Source organism: Streptomyces sp. NPDC085946 (assembly GCF_044540485.1).
Classification (GTDB): Bacteria; Actinomycetota; Actinomycetes; order Streptomycetales; family Streptomycetaceae; genus Streptomyces.
In genome coordinates this window covers 19,789-38,053 of sequence record NZ_JBITSF010000022.1, presented here as the reverse complement: position 1 = coordinate 38,053, position 18,265 = coordinate 19,789, and the positions used below count along the sequence as shown (strand labels likewise).

At 72.4% G+C, this 18,265-nt stretch carries 14 protein-coding genes; 9 read left to right on the top strand and 5 right to left on the bottom strand.

Translation table 11 applies throughout. The annotated features are described in order from the left end of the window. The first annotated feature begins 845 nt into the window (after nucleotides 1-845). From ACIF8T_RS32180 to ACIF8T_RS32165, 4 genes are all read left to right on the top strand, one after another. Nucleotides 846-2,186 (top strand): DUF6777 domain-containing protein, encoded by a 1,341-nt coding sequence (locus ACIF8T_RS32180; RefSeq protein WP_400039910.1) that lies wholly within the window; start codon nucleotides 846-848, stop codon nucleotides 2,184-2,186. A 392-nt stretch (nucleotides 2,187-2,578) separates the two neighbouring features. Then, on the top strand, nucleotides 2,579-3,976 hold the full coding sequence (gene lpdA / locus ACIF8T_RS32175) for a dihydrolipoyl dehydrogenase (protein ID WP_400039909.1): 1,398 nt from the start codon (nucleotides 2,579-2,581) through the stop codon (nucleotides 3,974-3,976). A 414-nt stretch (nucleotides 3,977-4,390) separates the two neighbouring features. Next, nucleotides 4,391-5,722, top strand: a complete 1,332-nt coding sequence (locus ACIF8T_RS32170; RefSeq protein WP_400039907.1) for a hemolysin family protein — start codon at nucleotides 4,391-4,393, stop codon at nucleotides 5,720-5,722. Beyond that, complete coding sequence (locus ACIF8T_RS32165) at nucleotides 5,719-6,726, top strand: hemolysin family protein (protein ID WP_400039905.1); 1,008 nt, start codon at nucleotides 5,719-5,721, stop codon at nucleotides 6,724-6,726. Before ACIF8T_RS32170 ends, ACIF8T_RS32165 begins: the two co-directional genes overlap by 4 nt. Nucleotides 6,727-7,034: 308 nt before the next feature. Here ACIF8T_RS32165 and ACIF8T_RS32160 read toward each other — a convergent pair whose 3' ends face one another. From ACIF8T_RS32160 to ACIF8T_RS32150, 3 genes are all read right to left on the bottom strand, one after another. Continuing rightward, nucleotides 7,035-7,313: a GlsB/YeaQ/YmgE family stress response membrane protein gene (locus ACIF8T_RS32160; protein WP_400039904.1), complete on the bottom strand. Its 279-nt coding sequence runs from the start codon at nucleotides 7,311-7,313 to the stop codon at nucleotides 7,035-7,037. Nucleotides 7,314-7,611: 298 nt separating this feature from the next. Further along, the gene (locus ACIF8T_RS32155; protein WP_400039902.1) at nucleotides 7,612-8,298 is read right to left on the bottom strand and encodes a response regulator; all 687 of its coding nucleotides are present in this window, start codon (nucleotides 8,296-8,298) and stop codon (nucleotides 7,612-7,614) included. After that, nucleotides 8,270-9,574, bottom strand: a complete 1,305-nt coding sequence (locus ACIF8T_RS32150; protein WP_400039901.1) for a sensor histidine kinase — start codon at nucleotides 9,572-9,574, stop codon at nucleotides 8,270-8,272. Before ACIF8T_RS32150 ends, ACIF8T_RS32155 begins: the two co-directional genes overlap by 29 nt. Nucleotides 9,575-9,848: 274 nt before the next feature. On the opposite strand from ACIF8T_RS32150, the gene ACIF8T_RS32145 reads away from it, so the two are divergent. The 4 genes from ACIF8T_RS32145 (at nucleotide 9,849) to glpK (ending at nucleotide 16,179) form a co-directional block, all read left to right on the top strand. Continuing rightward, a complete protein-coding gene (locus tag ACIF8T_RS32145) occupies nucleotides 9,849-10,637 on the top strand; it encodes an ABC transporter ATP-binding protein (RefSeq protein WP_400039899.1) in 789 nt (262 codons plus the stop codon). Next, complete coding sequence (locus ACIF8T_RS32140) at nucleotides 10,637-13,201, top strand: FtsX-like permease family protein (RefSeq protein WP_400039897.1); 2,565 nt, start codon at nucleotides 10,637-10,639, stop codon at nucleotides 13,199-13,201. The genes ACIF8T_RS32145 and ACIF8T_RS32140 overlap by 1 nt, the downstream gene beginning before the upstream one ends. 590 nt (nucleotides 13,202-13,791) lie before the next feature. Beyond that, nucleotides 13,792-14,637 (top strand): MIP/aquaporin family protein, encoded by an 846-nt coding sequence (locus ACIF8T_RS32135; RefSeq protein ID WP_400039896.1) that lies wholly within the window; start codon nucleotides 13,792-13,794, stop codon nucleotides 14,635-14,637. 24 nt (nucleotides 14,638-14,661) lie between these two features. After that, entirely contained in the window at nucleotides 14,662-16,179 is a 1,518-nt protein-coding gene (gene glpK / locus ACIF8T_RS32130) for a glycerol kinase GlpK (RefSeq protein ID WP_400039895.1), read from the top strand. 71 nt (nucleotides 16,180-16,250) lie between these two features. Here the strand turns inward: glpK and ACIF8T_RS32125 are convergent, their stop codons facing one another. Further along, nucleotides 16,251-17,390, bottom strand: coding sequence for a glutathione-independent formaldehyde dehydrogenase (locus ACIF8T_RS32125; RefSeq protein ID WP_400039894.1), 1,140 nt, complete (start codon nucleotides 17,388-17,390; stop codon nucleotides 16,251-16,253). 210 nt (nucleotides 17,391-17,600) lie between these two features. On the opposite strand from ACIF8T_RS32125, the gene ACIF8T_RS32120 reads away from it, so the two are divergent. Then, complete coding sequence (locus ACIF8T_RS32120) at nucleotides 17,601-17,792, top strand: hypothetical protein (RefSeq protein WP_400039892.1); 192 nt, start codon at nucleotides 17,601-17,603, stop codon at nucleotides 17,790-17,792. Between the two features lie 224 nt (nucleotides 17,793-18,016). On the opposite strand, the gene ACIF8T_RS32115 is transcribed toward ACIF8T_RS32120, so the two are convergent. Beyond that, nucleotides 18,017-18,211, bottom strand: a complete 195-nt coding sequence (locus ACIF8T_RS32115; protein WP_400039891.1) for a hypothetical protein — start codon at nucleotides 18,209-18,211, stop codon at nucleotides 18,017-18,019. Nucleotides 18,212-18,265: the final 54 nt, after the last annotated feature.

Below are 18,265 nucleotides of genomic sequence, written 5' to 3'. Positions count from 1 at the left end.
TACGCGGCCGGACGGCCGGCTCCCGGAAGCGCGCCGGCCGGGCGGGCGGCGGTGCCCCGCGCGCCACCGGCAGGGCCGGGACGAACACGCCCGCGAACCACAGCGGTCCGAAGAACACGGCCGGCACCACGTCGGTCGTGAAACCCGCCCCGGGCGACCCCCCGAACAGGCCGCCCAGGCCACCGGCCGTCCCGTCGCCCGGGGGCCGTGGACGACCGACGGACCACCGAGGGCAGGGCGACCGGCGCGATCACCCGCGGCGTGGCGGTCCGGCCGGCCCGGCCCGCCGGTTCGGGCACCCCGCCACCGTCCCGCGCCCGAGCGGCCGCGGGAAACCGCCGGCGGCCACCCGGGTTCCCGAGAGCGTCGCCGGCAGGGGACCACGGCCAGGACGGCCTGCGGCGCGGCGATCTCCCCGCGCTGCCCGGGAGTTCGACCGCGCCCCCGGCCGCCGCCACGAGGGCGGTCCCGACGGTTCGGGAACGCGCCGCCGGGAAGGTCCGCGGCACCCGGCCGCCCACGGACCGGGCGGGGCGACCACCGCCCTCACCACCGGTCCGGCGAGGACCACCGCCGGCGCCTCCGCCCGGCCGTGCCGTGCCCCTTCGGCCGGACGGCGCCCGGCCGAAGGGGAAGCGGAGGTGCGGGGTCCGGGTGCTCACCCTGCCCGCGCCGGGCAGAGCAGGGACGGTTCGCGCGCCGGACGGAGCGGCCGCGCCCGCTTGCGGGCCGTCCCGGACCGGTGGACACAATGGTGGTGTCACCCGAAGAACCGATGAGTCACTTTCGTCCCGTGCGGCCTCCACGGCGCTGCCGCATGACGCCCACGGCGGGAAGAAGGCCTCGTGAGCGCCGAACAGCCGTCTCCCGGCCGACCCACAGGACCACCGTCCGGCCCCTTGTCGGGTCGTTCCGGGCCGAGCGGGCACGGGCCGCCCGGGGAGCGGGGCGGCGGACCCGCCGGAAGCGGCGCGGGCGGCCCCCTGGGGCCGGGGGGCACGGGTGGTCCTCCGGGGCCGGGCGGTGCGGGCGGGTCCGGTGACGGCGGGGAGGGGCCCGGCCGGCGGCCGTGGTGGAGGTCCGTGCCCCTCGTCGCCGTCGTCGCCACGGCCGTCGTCGCGGCCGTGATCCTCGCCGTCGTCCTCGGCCGCTCCGGCGGCGGGGGAGCCGGCTCCGAGCGCGGCTCCGCCTCCGGCGCCGAGGTGTTCCTGCTGCCGGCGGGCGAGGCCGGCCCCGACCCGTTCACCGACTCCTCGGCCACCGACAGCTCCGCACCGCCGGCCACCCCCTCGACGCCGGACGCCCCGGACACGCCGTCCCCGTCCGCCAACGTGCGGCTCGGCATCAGCGGTTCCGCGCCCGGCCTGTACGGCGGCACCCGCGACACCGGCAGCTGCGACGTGGAGAAACAGATCGGGGAACTCCGGAAGGACCCCGACAAGAACCGGGCGTTCGCCTCCGTCCAGGGCATCCGGCCCTCCGAGGTCCCCGCCTACCTGCGCTCGCTCACCCCCGTACAGCTGCGCTACGACACCCGCGTCACCAGCCACGGCTACCGCGACGGCCGGGCTGTGCCCTACCAGGCCGTCCTCCAGGCGGGCACCGCCGTCCTCGTCGACGACCGCGGAGTGCCCCGGGTGCGCTGCGTCTGCGGCAACCCGCTGCTCCCGCCGGTCGCCCAGCGGTCCGCGGCCGAGGTGAAGGGCGTTCCCTGGCCGTCGTACCGGGGGCAGGACGTCGTGGTCGTCTCGCCCGCCAAGGAGCCCCTCGACGCCTTCGTCCTCTACGACCCCGAGCGCAAGGAGTGGTTCGAGCGTCCCCAGGGCGACACCGGCGACGAGGACCGTCCGGCGGACCCGCCGTCGAAGGAGGAGCCCTCCGCGCCGTCCGGGGACGGATCCGGCACGACCGACTCCCCGGGGAGCGGTTCCCCGGGGAGCGACGCGCCGGAGAGCGACTCCCCGAGGAGCGGCTCTCCGGAGGACGACCCCACGTCACCGTCCGACCCGTCGTCCGAGCCACCGTCGTCCGAGCCGCAGTCCTCGCCTCCCGAGGAACCCCGGTCGGAGCAGCCGCCCCCGTCGGACGGCACGCCCGGGGGCGGCGCGACGGACCCCCCGAGCGCCCCGGCACCCGAGCCCAGCGCCCCGGCCCCGGAGACGGCGCCGCCGGCCCCGGCGTCCTGAGGAACGGGGCACGGCCGCGTTCAGCGCATGGGGCGGCCCCCAGGACGCGCGCGCAACGACGTGGATCGGCCGGGCCGAGCCGGCGGCAGCCGGCCGGGACGGGGCCGGCCGGGACGGGGCCGGCCGGGACGGGGCCGGCCGGGACGGGGCCGGCCGATCCGGCACGCTCAGCCGGAGCGCGGTGGCAGACGGTCTTCCGGGGCCGTGCTTCTCGGGCGGGTCCCGCCCCTGCGCTGCGGTCCGTACCCGGTGCAGGATCCCGTCGATCACCTGCCGGCGATCCCGCCGCAACCCCGGTCCGGCCAACGGTCAGTTGAGGGCCGTCCGCGCCGCAGCCGCTCTCCCCGCGCTCACCCGCCACCCGGCACCAGGGGAATCAGTAGGCTGGCGCTATGACTCACTTTGATGTTCTTGTCCTCGGCGCCGGCCCCGGTGGATACGTCGCCGCCATCCGCGCTGCCCAGCTCGGCAAGTCGGTCGCGGTCGTCGAAGAGAAGTACTGGGGCGGCGTGTGCCTCAACGTCGGATGCATTCCCTCCAAGGCACTGCTGCGCAACGCCGGGATCGCCCATATCCTCTCGCACGAGAAGAAGACGTTCGGGATCAGCGGTGACGCCACCATGGACTTCGCCGTCACCCACCGGCGCAGCCGGTCGGTGGCCGAGGCCAGCGCCAAGGGCGTGCACTACCTGATGCGCAAGAACAAGATCACCGAAGTGCACGGGCGCGGTGTGCTCACCGGCCCGAAGTCCGTGGACGTCACCGCTTCGGACGGCGTGACGACGTCGTACACCTGCGACGACCTCATCATCGCCACCGGTGCGCAGGTGCGGATGCTGCCGGGCATGAGCCCGAGCGCCAACGTCGTCACCTACGAGGAGCAGATCCTCGACGAGAACCTGCCCCGCTCGATCATCATCGGCGGTTCCGGCGCGATCGGTGTCGAGTTCGCCTACGTGCTCAAGAACTTCGGCGTGGAGGTGACCATCGTCGAGTTCCTCGACCGCATGGTGCCGACCGAGGACGCGGACATCTCCAAGGAGCTGCTGAAGCAGTACCGCAAGCTGGGCGTCGAGGTCCTGCTGTCCACGAAGGTCGACTCGGTCGAGGACACCGGCTCGGGCGTCAAGGTCACCGTCAGCCCGGCCGCGGGCGGCGAGTCCAAAGTGCTCGAAGCCGACAAGATGCTGGCCGCGTTCGGCTTCACGCCCCGGGTCGAGGGCTACGGCCTGGAGGCGACCGGCGTGGAGCTCACCGAGCGCGGCGCGATCGCCGTCGACGCCCGCGGACGCACCAATGTGAAGGGCGTCTACGCCATCGGTGACGTGACCGGCAAGCTCATGCTGGCGCACACCGCCGAGGCCATGGGCGTCGTGGCGGCCGAGACCATCGCCGACGCGGAGACCCAGGAGATCGACTTCGCGATGATCCCGCGGGCGACGTTCTGCCAGCCGCAGATCGCCTCCTTCGGCTACTCCGAGGCCCAGGCCCGTGAACTGGGATTCGACGTCAAGGTGGCGCAGTTCCCGTTCTCCGCCAACGGCAAGGCGCGCGGCATGGCCGAGGGCGTCGGCTTCGTGAAGATCGTGGCGGACGCCCGGCACAACGAGATCGTGGGCGCCCACATGATCGGCCCCGAGGTCACCGAGCTGCTGCCCGCCCTGACGCTGGCGCAGATGTGGGACCTGACCGCCGACGAGGTCGCGCGCAACATCTTCGCCCACCCCACCCTGTCGGAGGCGGTCAAGGAAGCCGTCGAGGGTATCGCGGGACACATGATCAACCTCTGAGTCCGACGCGTCCCTCCGCTCCGGCAGCGGTTCGACTCCTCGGCCGGTGAGGGGCACCGTCGTCCTCGAAGGGGGGTGCCCCTGGCCGGATCGTGGCGTCCGCCGCCCGCGTCACCCTCTCGGGCCGAGGCCGTCGTGGGTGTTCGCGCCGCAGGCGCCACGGCCCAGCGGGCGATCACGCCATCAGGAACGGCGTCCGATGGTCCGGAAACGCCTCGTGGTCAGCCACTTCATGACAGCTTTGCCAGTCCTTTACTATTGGGTGGGGAGACTTCCCTCCCGACGAAGACGTTCCACCCCTGCACCGGGGGTGGCCGAGTGATGAAGGAGCAGCAGACCCGCAATGGGTGAACCTCCCAGTACGAGCCGTGCCATACCCCGTCCGACAGCGAGCTGCACATCGGGGGTGGCACGGTGACCGAGTTCCTGCTGCTCCTGCTCGCCCTGGCACTGACCCTCGCGTGCGCGGTGTTCGTCGCGGCCGAGTTCTCTCTGACCACGGTCGAGCGCGCCGACCTCGAGCGTGCTGCCGAGGCCGGTGAGCGCGGCGCCGACAGTGCGCTCAAGGCCGTCAGGCGGCTGACCTTCCAGCTCTCCGGAGCCCAGCTGGGCATCACCGTCACCTCGCTGGTGATCGGCATGCTCGCCGAGCCGTCCCTGGCCGCGCTGCTGCGCGGCCCGCTGACCGCGATGGGCCTGGGAGCCGCGGCTTCCACGATCGCCACCGTCCTCGGTGTCGCCGTCTCCACCGTGGTGCTGATGGTCGTCGGTGAGCTGGTGCCGAAGAACTGGGCGATCTCCCGGCCGCTGGCCGTGGCCAAGGTCGTCGCCACCCCACAGCGCGGTTTCACCGCCGTCTTCGGCCCCTTCATCGGGCACCTGAACAGCACCGCCAACCGGTTCGTGCGCCGCTTCGGCCTGGAGCCGGCCGAGGAGCTCGCCCACGCCCGCAGCCCGCAGGAGCTGGTGGCCCTCGCCCGGCACTCCGCCGCCCAGGGCGCGCTGGAGAAGGACTCCGCCGAGCTGTTCGTGCGCACCCTCCACCTGGGTGAGCTGACGGCCGAGAACGTCATGACCCCGCGGGTGGACGTCAAGGCGCTCGAAGCCCACGCCAGCGCAGCGGACGCGGTCAACCTCACGCACGCCACCGGCCTGTCGCGTTTCCCCGTCTACCGCGACAGCCTGGACGAGATCATCGGCACCCTCCACATCCGCGACGTCCTCGCCCTGGACGAGGACCGGCGCGACGGCACGCCGGTCACCGAACTGACGACGCCGCCGCTGCTGGTGCCCGACAGCCTGCCCGTCGACACCCTCCTCGCGCGGCTGCGCACCGAGCGGACCATGGCCGTGGTCATCGACGAGTACGGCGGCACCGCCGGCGTCGCCACCGTCGAGGACATCATCGAGGAGGTCGTCGGCGAGGTCCGCGACGAACACGACCCCCACGAGGCCCCCGACCTGCTCCTGCGGCCCGCGGGCGACGACGGCCGCCGGGTCTGGGAGGCCGACGGCAGCGTCCGCACCGACCGTCTCACCGAGATCGGCCTGAGTGCCGCGGACGGCCCCTACGAGACCCTCGCCGGCCTGACCGCCACCCTTCTCGAACGCATCCCCGAGCCCGGAGACACCGTGCACTTCGACGGATGGGACATCACCGTCCTCGACGTCGACCACCACCGCGCCGACCGCCTCGTCCTCACCGCCCCCGTGGCCGAGCCCGCCGAGCAGGAGATCGCCCTGTGACCACCGTCCAGTTGCTCATCGGCGCCCTGACCCTGCTCACCAACGCCTTCTTCGTCGGCGCCGAGTTCGCCCTGATCTCGGTACGCCGCAGCCAGATCGAACCCAAGGCCCAGAACGGCGACAGACGTGCCAGGACCACCCTGTGGGGGGTGGAGCACCTGTCGGCGATGATGGCCACCGCCCAGCTCGGCATCACCGTCTCCTCCCTCGTCCTGGGCGCCGTGGCCGAGCCGGCCATCGCCCACCTGCTGGAGCCGCCGTTCCACGCCGCCGGTGTGCCCGAAGGGCTCATCCACCCGATCGCCTTCGTCATCGCCCTGACGCTCGCGACCTACCTGCACATGCTCTTCGGCGAAATGGTGCCGAAGAACATCGCCCTGGCCGCCCCGGTGCCCACCGCACTGGTCCTCGGCCCGCCGCTGGTCGCGCTCACCCGCGCGCTCAAGCCCGTCATCTTCGGCATCAACGCCTTCGCCAACGCCCTGCTGCGCATGCTGAAGGTCGAGCCCAAGGACGAGGTCGCCGCCGTCTACACCGACGACGAACTCGCCCGCCTGGTCGCCGACTCCAGCCGGGCCGGCCTGCTCGACCCCGCCGACGGCGAACGGCTGCGTGACGCCCTGGAGCTCGGCACCCGCCCGGTCGGCGAGGTCCTGGTCCCACTGGCCCGCATGAGCACGGTCGACCACCGCGTCACCCCCGCCCAGCTGGAGAAGGCGGCCACGGGCGCCGGGTACTCCCGGATGCCCGTCCTGGGCCCCGGCGGCACGATCATGGGTTACCTGCACATCAAGGACGCCATCGGCGTACCCGAACGGCACAAGCCCTTCCCCCGCACCGCCCTGCACCCCGTGACCCGCGTGCAGATCGACACCCCGCTCGACGACGCCCTCACCGCGATGCGGATCAACGGCACCCACCTCGCCGCTGTCACCGGCGACAAGGGAACCGTGATCGGATTCGTCACGATGGAGGACGTCCTGTCCGAACTCGTCGGCGCGTAGCTCGGCGGGGCCGCGGCGTACGTACGGTCGCGCCCGGGCCGATTGCGGTCCGGGGCGGCCCTTCCCCTTCGTCGGCGCAGCCCGGATCCCGGTCTCTTCCGGGCGACCGGCCGCCACCGGATCACCCGCGGCGGCGACCGGCGGCCGAACCGAGCTCTGCCGGCTCTCCGAAGTCCTCGAACGCTCGGACCGGAAGACCGGAAGGAAACCTGAAGACCTTCCCCGGGCTCTTGGCTCGGTGCGGCAACACCGGAAACGGCTCCTCGTCGGGTGGGACGAGGAGCCGTTTCGCGTGCTACGGGTGGGGGTCAGGCGTGGCGGTGGGAGCGGCGGTTGCCGGTGACCAGACGGTAGACGAGCAGGAGGATGACGGAGCCGATGATGGCGGCGACCCAGGTGGACAGGTCGAAGAAGCCGTCGATGGAGTCGACACCGAAGATCACCTTGCCGAGCCAGCCGCCGAGGAGGCCACCGGCGATGCCGATGAGCATCGTGATGATGATGCCGCCGGGGTCCTTGCCCGGCATCAGGGCCTTGGCGATGAAGCCCGCGAGCAGGCCGATGAGGATCCAAGCGATGATGCCCATGATGCGTCTCCTACCTGGTCGTATAAAGTTCCTGTCAATGCATCGTCTGTACTGACATGGCACTTTCAAACGCCTCGCACGCGACCATCTGCCGAGAGGACTCCGCCTCGGCCCTCTGACTTCCTGCGCGGCCGCTCGGCCCATGCCGTAGATCTTCGCCCGAGAAGTACGCGGTGACCGGGTGGCCGCCCCGGTCGGCGTATTCCCCGCGGGCCGCCGCGGGTCGCCTCGCCCCGCACGCCACGGGGCGTACGGGGCGAGGAGGCACGCCGGGCACGGCGCGGCCCGGAGACGCGGGTCAGGACGGTCCGGGCCGGTGGGCCGGGCGCGGGGTCACCAGCCCCGAGTCGTAGGCGAGGATCACCGCCTGCACCCGGTCACGCAGGTGGAACTTCTCGAGGATGTGAGCGACGTGCGTCTTCACCGTCGTCTCGCCGATGCCCAGCTCCGCGGCGATCTCCGCGTTGGACAGACCGCGGGCCAGCGTCCGCAGCACGTCCACCTCGCGCCCGGTCAGAACGTCCAGGCGCGGCGGGACGGAGGAAGCGGCCTCGGAGGGCATGCCCGCGAAACGCTCCAGCAGACGCCGGGTGACGCGGGGCGCGAGCACGGCCTCGCCGGCGGCCACCGTACGGATGGCCGACACCAGGGAGTCGGCCGGGCCGTCCTTGACGAGGAAACTGCTCGCGCCCGCCCGCAGGGCGTCGACCACGTGCTGGTCGAGATCGAACGTGGTCAGGATGATGACCCGGCTGCGGAGCCCGCCGTCGACGATCGAACGGGTCGCCTCCACTCCGTCCGTCCCCGGCATGCGGATGTCCATGAGCACGACGTCCGGTGACAGCCGCCGGGTCTCCTCGACGGCCTCCCGGCCGTCCGCGGCCTCACCCACGACTTCGATGTCGGGCTCCGCCTCCAGGATGTACCGGAAGCCGGTCCGGATCATCGGCTGGTCGTCAGCCAGCAGGACGCTGATGGGCCGCATGGTGGGCAGTTCCTCCGGTGCTCGTGATGTCGTCGTGCTCGGGCAGCTGGAGCACGGCGTGGACGCAGTATCCGCCGCCGGGCCGCGGACCGGTGTGCAGGGTGCCGCCCGTCGCGGCGATCCGCTCCCGCATGCCCAGCAGACCATGACCGGAGCCGCCCGCGGGAACGGGAGCCCGTGCCGTGGTCCCACCGGCGCCGCCGGGCCCGTCGTCACAGATGCGGACGTGCAGCCGCTCCGGTTCCTCACCCCACAGCAGCCGGACGCGGGTACGGGTCGCGCCGGCGTGCTTGACCGTGTTGGTCAGCGCCTCCTGGACGACGCGGTACACCGCCAGGTGGTATCCCGCGGGCAGGGGAACCGGCGTGCCCGACACCTGGTGGTCCACCTCCAGGCCGGTGGCGCGCACGGCGTCGATGAGGGCGGGCAGGGCGTCGATGGTCGGCTGGGGCGGTTCCTTGGACGGTGCCTCCTCCGCGTCCTCGTCGGTACGCAGGACGTCCAGCAGCCGGCGCAGTTCGGTGACGGTGTCCCGGCCCGTCCGCTCGACGGCGGCGTGCAGTTCGTGAGCCTTGTCGGGGGACCGGTCCTGGACGCGGTCGGCCGCGATGGTCTGCACGACCATCAGGCTCACGTTGTGCGCCACGATGTCGTGCAGTTCACGGGCGATCCGCGCCCGCTCCTCCATCACCGCGGCCCGTGCGTTGGCCGCCTGTTCCCGCTCCAGGGCGGCGGCGCGCTGCATGGCCTCGTCCCGGACGGCCGTCCGCGCCCGGGACAACCGGCCCAGGGCCCACGCCGCCAACAGGAGCACGGCATCGGTCAGCAGCGCGGCGAGCCGGTGCCCGGACGGTGCGAGGAACGCCTCCGCCGACGCGCTCAGAGGAATGAACACGGCGGCCACGAAAGTCGTCACCCACGGCACACCGCGCACGGCGGTGAGGAACACGGCGGCCGCCACGGCCAGATAGGTCGGCCCGATCGACGTGCCGTCCGGCCCGGCGAGCCGGGGGATGTAGGAGAGGTGCTGCAGGGTCCCGGACGCGACCGCCATCACCAGCAGACCCGCCAGCGGCGTCTTCCGGTGCACGGCGAGGGGGAGGCTCGACAGCAGCACCAGCACGAGCCACCGGCCGTCCGGTGCCCGCAGCGTGTACCCGCCGGGCGGGATCGCTTCCGGCAGGGCCAGGCACGCGGCTGCCGCCAGTGCGGCCAGCGTCACGTCCGTCACCGCGGCCGGCACCTGGTGGCCCGCGAAGGACCCCGACTCTCTCATGAGGCAACGGTAGAGGCGCCGCTCACGGGGACCGACCTCCGCAGGGCTGAACCGCGCGGCCGTCCTTCCTCCTCCAGGCCCTCCTCCTCGCGGAGGAGACGCACCGCCGACGGCGCTCGGGGATGCCGCGTGCCCTCCTCCGGGCGGGGGAGTCCGGCATCCGCCTCACCCGCCGGGACGAGTGCGTGATTCGACGCGACGGCGGAGGTCCGGGGCCGCGGAGGCCGGTGGACTGGAGCCGTCCGTCATCCGCCACCCGACGTGAGGTTCGACCATGCTCGGAGCACGCAGCCGGAAGAAGTCCCCCGGCGACCCCATCGGCATCGACCCGTCGCGCAGCGCCGTACGGCTGACCCGGGTGACCAAGGAGTACGGCCGCGGCCCTTCCGCGGTCGTCGCGCTCGACGATGTCAGCGTCGGCGTCGCCGCCGGCAGCTTCACCGCTGTCATGGGCCCTTCCGGGTCGGGGAAGAGCACCTTCCTGCACTGCGCCGCCGGACTCGACCGGCCGTCCTCCGGAACCGTCCGGCTCGGCGGCCAGGACCTCGGCGAGCTGAACGAGACGCAGCTCACCCGCTTCCGCCGGACCCGCGTCGGATTCGTCTTCCAGGCCTTCAACCTGCTGCCCGCACTCACCGTCGAGCAGAACATCACCCTGCCGCTGCGGCTCGCGGCAGCGGAAACGGACCACGACTCGGTCCGCAGCGTCACCGCCGCGGTGGGTCTCGCCGGCCTGCTCGGCCGGCGCCCCGCGGAACTCTCCGGCGGACAGCAGCAACGTGTCGCCATCGCCCGCGCCCTCATCACCCGCCCCGAGGTGATCTTCGCGGACGAACCGACCGGCGCACTCGATCCGGACACCGCCGACGACATCCTCGCCCTGCTCCGGCAGGCCGTCACCGACCTGCACCAGACCGTGGTGATGGTCACCCACGACCCGGCCGCCGCCCGGCACACCGACCGAGTCGTCTTCCTGGCCGCGGGACGCGTGGCGCGCCGCGTGGACGCGCCCTCCGCCCCGCACATCAAGGACGTCATGACCGAGCTGCGGAGGATCCGCTGATGCTGCGCGTCGCCCTCGCCACGCTGCGCACCCGCGGCGGGGCCTTCGCGGCCACGTTCGCCGCGCTCCTGCTGGGCGCGAGCGTGATCACCGCCTGCGGGGTGCTCCTGGAATCCGGGTTGCGCGCGGCCGCGCCGCCCGAGCGGTACGACAAGGCTCCTTTGATCGTGGCCGGCCGGCAGTCCGTCGACCTCGAAGTGAAGTCCGCCGACGGATCCGTCTACGACAGCTCCCAGCCGCTGTCCGAACGACCGCGGCTCGACGCCTCCCTGGCCGCCGGCCTCGCCGCTCTGGACGGGGTCGCGTCCGTGGTGCCCGACCGGGGTGCCACGGTCCGTCTGCTGGCCGGGGACCGGATCGTGACCGGCGCCAACGGCGCCGTGCCGCAGGCGCACACCTGGAGGAGCCGGGTCCTGGGAGGCTTCGGCCTCACCGAGGGGCACAGCCCCCGGGGCGCCCGCCAGGTCGTCCTGGACACCGACCTCGCGGCCCGGGCCGGACTGCGGACCGGCGACAGCGTACGGCTCATGGCGTCCTCCACGCCGCTCACCTTCCGGGTGGCCGGGCTGGTGGCCCTCGACGGGGGCCGCACTCCCCGGCAGGCGGTGCTGTTCGCCTCCTCCGCCGCGATGGAGCGGCTCGTGCCCCGGTCAGGCACCGCCGTCGACGCCTTCGGCGTCTTCACCCGGCCGGGTGTCGACCCCTCGAAGGTGGCGCCGGCCGTCGAACAGGTACTGGCAGGACACCGCGCCGCCGTCCACACGGGCGACGGCCGGGGCGAGGCGGAGTTCACCGACGTCGCCGTGGGCGCGGCCGGCCTCGTGCAGCTCGCCACCGCCATCGGTGGCAACGTCCTGCTCGTGGCCGTGTTCGTGCTGTGCGCCACCACGTCCCTCGCCGTCCGCCACCGCCGCCGGGAAATGGCCCTGCTGCGCGCGATCGGGACCACCCCGGGCCAGCTCCGCCGCATGATCACGGCGGAGTCCGCAGTGGCCGGATCGGTCGCGGGCGTGCTCGGCTGTCCGCTCGGCGTCGGTGTCGTGTACTGGCTGAGCGGCCAGTTCGCCGGGCGTGGCCTGGTGCCACCGGACTTCCGGCCGGTGGTGGGCCCGCTCCCGTTCCTGGCGGCCGTGGGCGCCACGGTGCTGACCGCGGTGACCGCGGCCCTCGTCGCGGCCCGCGGGACGGCGCGGGTCCGTCCCACGGAGGCGTTGCGCGAGGCGTCGGCCGACGGCGCGGGTCTCCGCCGCGGACGCCTGGTCACCGGCGGTGTCCTGCTCGCGCTGGCCGCGTCCGTGCTCGGTCTGGGACTCGGCTACCGCACCGACTTCATGACCCTGGTCGGACTGGCGAACTCACTGGTGCTGGTGCTCGTCATCGCCGCCGCGGTCCTCGGCCCGCTGATCACCCGGGCCGCGACGGCCCTCCTGGCCCCCTTGCTGGTCCGCACCGGTGTCACCGGCTGGCTCGCGGCGGCGAACTCCCGTGCCCGCGCCGCGCGGACCGCGGCCGCCGTCACCCCGCTCCTGCTGTCGGTGTCCTTCGCCGCGACGGTCGTCTTCACCCAGACCACCCAGCTCCACCAGGCCGCGCACGAGATCCGCTCCGGCACGGTCGCCGATCAGATCCTCGACGCTCCGCACGGCATGTCGCCCGACCTCGCACGGCGGGCCGCCGAACTGCCCGGGGTGAAGGCTGCCACCGGCGTGGTCCGCTCCGAGGCCGTCGGCGTGGGCACGCTGCTGGGCACGGAGGAAACCGTCTCCCTGACCGCGCAGGGACTGCAGCCCTCCGCCCTGTCCCGCACCGTCGACCTGGACGTCCGCGAGGGAGACCTGTCCGCCCTGACCGCGGACACGGTCGCCCTCAGCACGACGGCGGCCTCCTGGCTCGGGCTCGGCGTCGGCGACCGGGCACGTCTCCACCTCGGGGACGGCACGCCCTTCAGCGGCGAGGTCGTCGCCGTGTACGGCCGCGGGCTCGGCTTCGCCGATCTCACCTTCGACCACGACCTGCTGCTGTCCCACACCGGCGCGCGCGTCGACCGGTCGGTACTGATCGAGTCCGAGGAGGACGGTGTACCGGGGCTGTCCGCTCTGGTGCGCAGGTACCCGGGCACCTCGGTGAGCGGAACGCCGGCGGCCGGCGCCCGGGTGGCGGAGCAGCAGGCGTCGGCGTGGGTGAACTACGTGGTGGTCGGCGTCATCATCGCCTACACGGCTCTCACGGTCGTCAACACGCAGGCGATGAACACCGTGACCCGTCGGCGGGAGTTCGCGCTGCTGCGGCTGACCGGTACGAGCCGGTCCCAGGTGCTGGGCATGATGCGGCGGGAGAGCGTCACGGTGGCGGCCGTCGGAGGGCTCCTGGGAACCGTGCTGGCAGTGCCGCCGCTGGCGCTGGTCGCGCTGGCGCTGACGGGCGGGCCGCTGCCGACGGTGCCGGTGCTGGGCTGGCTCGCGATCGTCGGATCGACGGCGTTGCTGGCGGTGGCCGGAGCGATGCTGCCCGCCCGGCTGATGCTCCGGGTCCGCCCGGTGGACGCCATCGGGACGCGGGAATGACGGAGCGGCCGTGACGTCATGATTGCCGCCTGCCGCCTGCCGCCTGCCGCCTGCCGCCTGCCGCCTGCCGCCTGCCGCCTGCCGCGGCATCGCGGAGAGGCGTTCCCCGCGGCGAGGGGCACCGCCGGACGCGGCGAGGCACGGCCGTAGTCGAATCGTCCGCGCGATCGCCTTGTGCGAGGGGGAGTTGCCGTCGCGGACAGCCGTCGGACGGCCTCCCCGACGAGCGGTCGACGGCCGGTCGTGACACACGGCGAAGAAGACGACGCCGGAGCGGTTGTCCTGCCCGGTGGTCCCGGGGCGGGAACGCGCGGCCTCGCGAAGCCGAGCGACAGCCGTCACGCACCTGCTTCGGCGGGCGGGCCGACCCGCCATGGGATCGCCGGACCGAGCGGCCCGGGAGGTGGCGCCGCCGTACAGATCAGGCATCCCGTGCCCGACGAACCGCCCAGGCGACTCCACCGGCCCCCTTGACCACCCGGCGAGAGGTAAATGCCCTGTACGTGCGGTTTATCCGAAGTCGTCTTAGCCTGTCAGGTGAACAGCTCGGGGAGTCAACAGTCGGTTGGTCCGGCGGAAGGCGAGCTTCCATGGCTGAGCGGCGAACACGGTCCGGATTGATCGGTGAAGTGTCGTCCGAATTCGCGGGCACCATGATCCTCATCCTCTTCGGCTGCGGCGTGGTGGCCCAGGTGGTTGCGGGCGGGGCCCTCACGGACCCGGCGGGCGGCCTCGGAGACCACGACAGCATCTCCTGGGCATGGGGTCTCGGTGTCACCCTGGGTGTCTACGTGGCCGCGCGGCTGAGCGGCGCCCATCTCAACCCCGCGGTGACGGTCGCCCTCGCCGTGTTCAAGGGATTCCCGTGGCGCAAAGTGGCCCCTTACGCGCTGGCCCAGACGGCCGGCGCCTTCGTGGCCGCCCTCATCGTCCGCTGGAACTACACCGAGGCGCTGGCGAAGGCCGACCCGGGCCACACCATCAAGACACAGGGCGTCTTCTCCACACTCCCCGCCAACGGCAACCCCAATCTCCCGGTCTACGAGTGGGGCGCGTTCCGTGACCAGGTCATCGGCACGGCACTCCTGCTGCTGATGATCATGGCCATCACGGACCTGCTGAACACGCCCCCGGGCGCCAATCTCGCCCCCTTCGTCATCGGCCTGGTCGTGGTCGCGATCGGCATGGCCTGGGGAACCAACGCGGGGTACGCGATCAACCCCGCGCGTGACTTCGGCCCACGGCTGGCCAGCTTCTTCACGGGATACGGCGGAGCGTGGCGAGATCAGTACGGCAACCTCTACTTCTGGGTGCCGATCCTCGGTCCGCTGATCGGCGGCGTGCTCGGCGCGGGCCTGTACAAGGCCTTCATCGGCCGGTTCCTGCCGACGGCGGAGCCCGAGCCGCCGGGACGCGTCCCGGCATCCAAGCAGTGACACCGGTCGGAGAGGCGGCACACCATGGCGGACTTCGTCGGCGCGGTGGATCAGGGAACCACCAGTACCCGATTCATGATCTTCGACCACGGCGGCAACGAAGTGGCGAAGCACCAACTGGAGCACGCGCAGATCCTCCCGCGCTCCGGCTGGGTGGAGCACGACCCGGTGGAGATCTGGGAGCGCACCAACTCGGTCATGCAGAACGCCCTGCGGTACGGCGGCCTGTCGGGGACCGACCTGGCGGCCATCGGCATCACCAACCAGCGGGAGACCACGGTGGTCTGGGACCCGCGCGACGGCCGTCCCTACTACAACGCCATCGTGTGGCAGGACACCCGCACCGCCTCCATCGCGGCGGAACTGGAACGCTCGGGCAAGGGCGATGTCATCCGCCGCAAGGCCGGACTGCCGCCGGCCACGTACTTCTCCGCGGGCAAGCTCCAGTGGATCCTCGAGAACGTCGACGGCGTCCGCCAGGCGGCGGAACAGGGCCACGCCCTCTTCGGCAACACGGACGCCTGGGTGCTGTGGAACCTGACCGGCGGCCCCGACGGGGGCATCCACGCCACCGACGTGACCAACGCGAGCCGCACCATGCTGATGGACCTGGAGACCCTCGACTGGGACGAGGAGTTGCTCGGGTTCTTCGGCATCCCCCGGGCGATGCTGCCCACCATCAACCCCTCGTCCCACCGCGAGGCGTACGGGGTGACCCGGACCTCCCGGCCGCTGCGCGCCGCCCTGCCCATCAGCGGGGTGCTCGGTGACCAGCAGGCGGCCACCGTCGGGCAGGTCTGCTTCGCGCCGGGCGAGGCCAAGAACACCTACGGCACCGGCAACTTCCTGGTGCTCAACACCGGCACGGAACTGGTCCGTTCCCGGCACGGCCTGCTGACCACCGTCGCCTACCAGTTCGGTGACAGCCCCGTCGTCTACGCGCTGGAGGGTTCCATCGCGGTGACCGGGTCGGCCGTGCAGTGGCTGCGCGACCAGATGAAGATCATCAAGACCGCGGCCGAGAGCGAGGACCTCGCCCGCACCGTCGACGACAACGGCGGGATGTACTTCGTGCCCGCCTTCTCCGGCCTGTTCGCGCCCTATTGGCGCTCCGACGCCCGGGGGGCGATCGTCGGCCTCGCCCGCTACAACGACAACGCGCACCTGGCACGAGCGACCCTGGAATCCATCTGCTACCAGAGCCGCGACGTCGTCGAGGCCATGGAACAGGACTCCGGGGTGCACCTCGACGTCCTCAAGGTCGACGGCGGTGTCACCGCCAACGACCTGTGCATGCAGATCCAGGCCGACGTCCTCGGCGTCCCGGTCAGCCGCCCCGTCGTCGCCGAGACCACCGCACTCGGCGCCGCCTACGCGGCGGGACTGGCCACCGGGTTCTGGCGGGACACCGACGAACTGCGCACCCACTGGCAGGAGTCCAGGCGCTGGCAGCCCCAATGGTCCGACGACCAGCGCGAGGAAGGGTACGCCGGCTGGAAGAGGGCGGTGGAACGCACCCTGGACTGGGTCAAGGTCGAGTAGCCGGACGCGTCCGCGTGCCACACCCGCGAAGGGGCGTGGCACGCGGACGCGGCTGGAGCCGACGCCTCAGGTCAGGCCTGCGGGTGCAGCACCACCTTGGTGTAGCCCTCGATCCGCTTGTCGAACTTCTCGTACGCCGTCGGCGCCTCGCCGAGGGGCAGTTCGTGCGACACGACGAAGCTCGGCGTCGCGCGTCCCTCGACGATCATGTCCCGCAGCTGGCGGTTGTAGCGCTTGACGTTGCACTGCCCGGTGCCCATGCGCAGCCCCTTCTCGAAGAGGCGTCCGATGGAGACGAGCAGCATCCCCTGCTTCGCCTGGTCATCGGGACCGCCGGGGTCGCGTGGCACGTACAGCCCCGGCACGCCGAGAGCGCCGGTCGGCCGGACCGTCTCGACGAGCTGGTTCAGCACGGTCGCCGGTTCCTCGCGGTCCTCGCCGTGCGCCTGTGCCTGGTAGCCGACGGCGTCGATGCCCTTGTCCGTCCCTTCGCCTCCGGTCTGCTCCTTGATCTGGTCCACGGCGCTGCCCTCGGCGAAGTTGATCGGCACGGCGCCGATCTCCTCCGCCTTCTGCAGCCGTTCCGTCACCCGGTCGACCACGAACACCTTGCTCGCGCCGCGCAGCATCGCCGAGTAGGCCGCCATCAGGCCGACGGGGCCACCGCCGTACACCGCGACGCTCTCACCCGGACGTACGTCGGCGAGCTCGTTGCCGTGGTAGCCGGTCGGGAAGATGTCGGCGAGCAGGACGAAGTCGGTCTCGTTCTCGTCGCCCTCCGGGAGCTTCAGGCAGTTGAAGTCGGCGTACGGCACTCGTACGTACTCGGCCTGACCGCCCAGGAAGGGGCCCATCGCGACGTAACCGTAGGCGCCTCCCGCGAAGCCCGGGTTCACGGTCACGCAGTAGCCCGTGAACCCGGCCGTGCAGTTCTTGCAGAACCCGCAGGCCACGTTGAAGGGCATGACGACCCGGTCGCCCCTGCTGAGCGAGGTCACACCGTCGCCGGCCTCCTCGATGACGCCGAGGTTCTCGTGGCCGAAGACGATGCCCGGCTCGGCGGCGGTGCGGCCCTCGTACATGTGCAGGTCCGAGCCGCAGATGGCAGTGGACGTGACGCGGACGATCACGTCGTTCGGGTGCTGGATCCGGGGATCCTCCACTTGCTCGACCGCTACTTCGAACGGTCCCTTGTACACGACGGCCCTCATCCTGGGGCACCTCCACTCGTGTGCTCTGTTGCTCACGCTCGGCTACGAAAGTGCCGGGGCCGGGGCCGGTGCATCCGAGGGGAAGAGGGTCCCGGCCCGCAGCCCGGCCGGTCTCGTGTGCTCTGCCTCATACTCCAGACTGGGGCATGATGAGACGATTCGCACGAGGGGGACAATGCTCCCTTTGTGTAACCGGAAGGATTCAGAACCTTGTCACGACGTCTTGGCACCCTACTCGTCCCGGTCTCTGGCCTGTCCGGCACCACATATCCGGAAGGGACCCGTGTGGCCATCAGCGGGACCGGCGGATCCGTCGACGGCTTTGTCGACGGAGACTGGCTTCCGCTCGCCTGGTGGGAGTTCGCCGACATCCGCCGGGAGGACGCCGCCGACGGCGCGTAGGAGGCACCGCGTCCGGGTGCCCGGCCGCGGACCGCGGCCGGTGTGCCCGTCGGGCGCTCGACCCTGAGCGTGCGCACCGACTCGGCCGTGGGCCGGCGCACAGCCCCGCCGAGCCGAGGAAGTCTCCGCATCGGTGGCGGAACGGGCACGACACGCAGGCGTGCCGGCCCCTGCGTGGCTCACATGACAGGGCGCGCCAACGCGAGCGCGGCCTCAGCCCGGGCTCAGGAGGGACACCTCGGTCGCCGAGTGTCCGCGACGGCGGCTTCCAGGCCGGCGATGCCGCCCGGCCTGATGGTCCGCATGGGGACCGTGATGCGTTCCGCGGGCCGGTCCCACCGGCCCGCCACGAGCAGCCGGGCGATGTCCCGGCCGTCGTAGGGGAAGTACTCCCCGACCTCGATCAGCGGGTACGTCACAGCGGCTTGAGCAGCACCTCCCGCGGCTGCCCCGGCATCGGGTGGAGGGCCGTC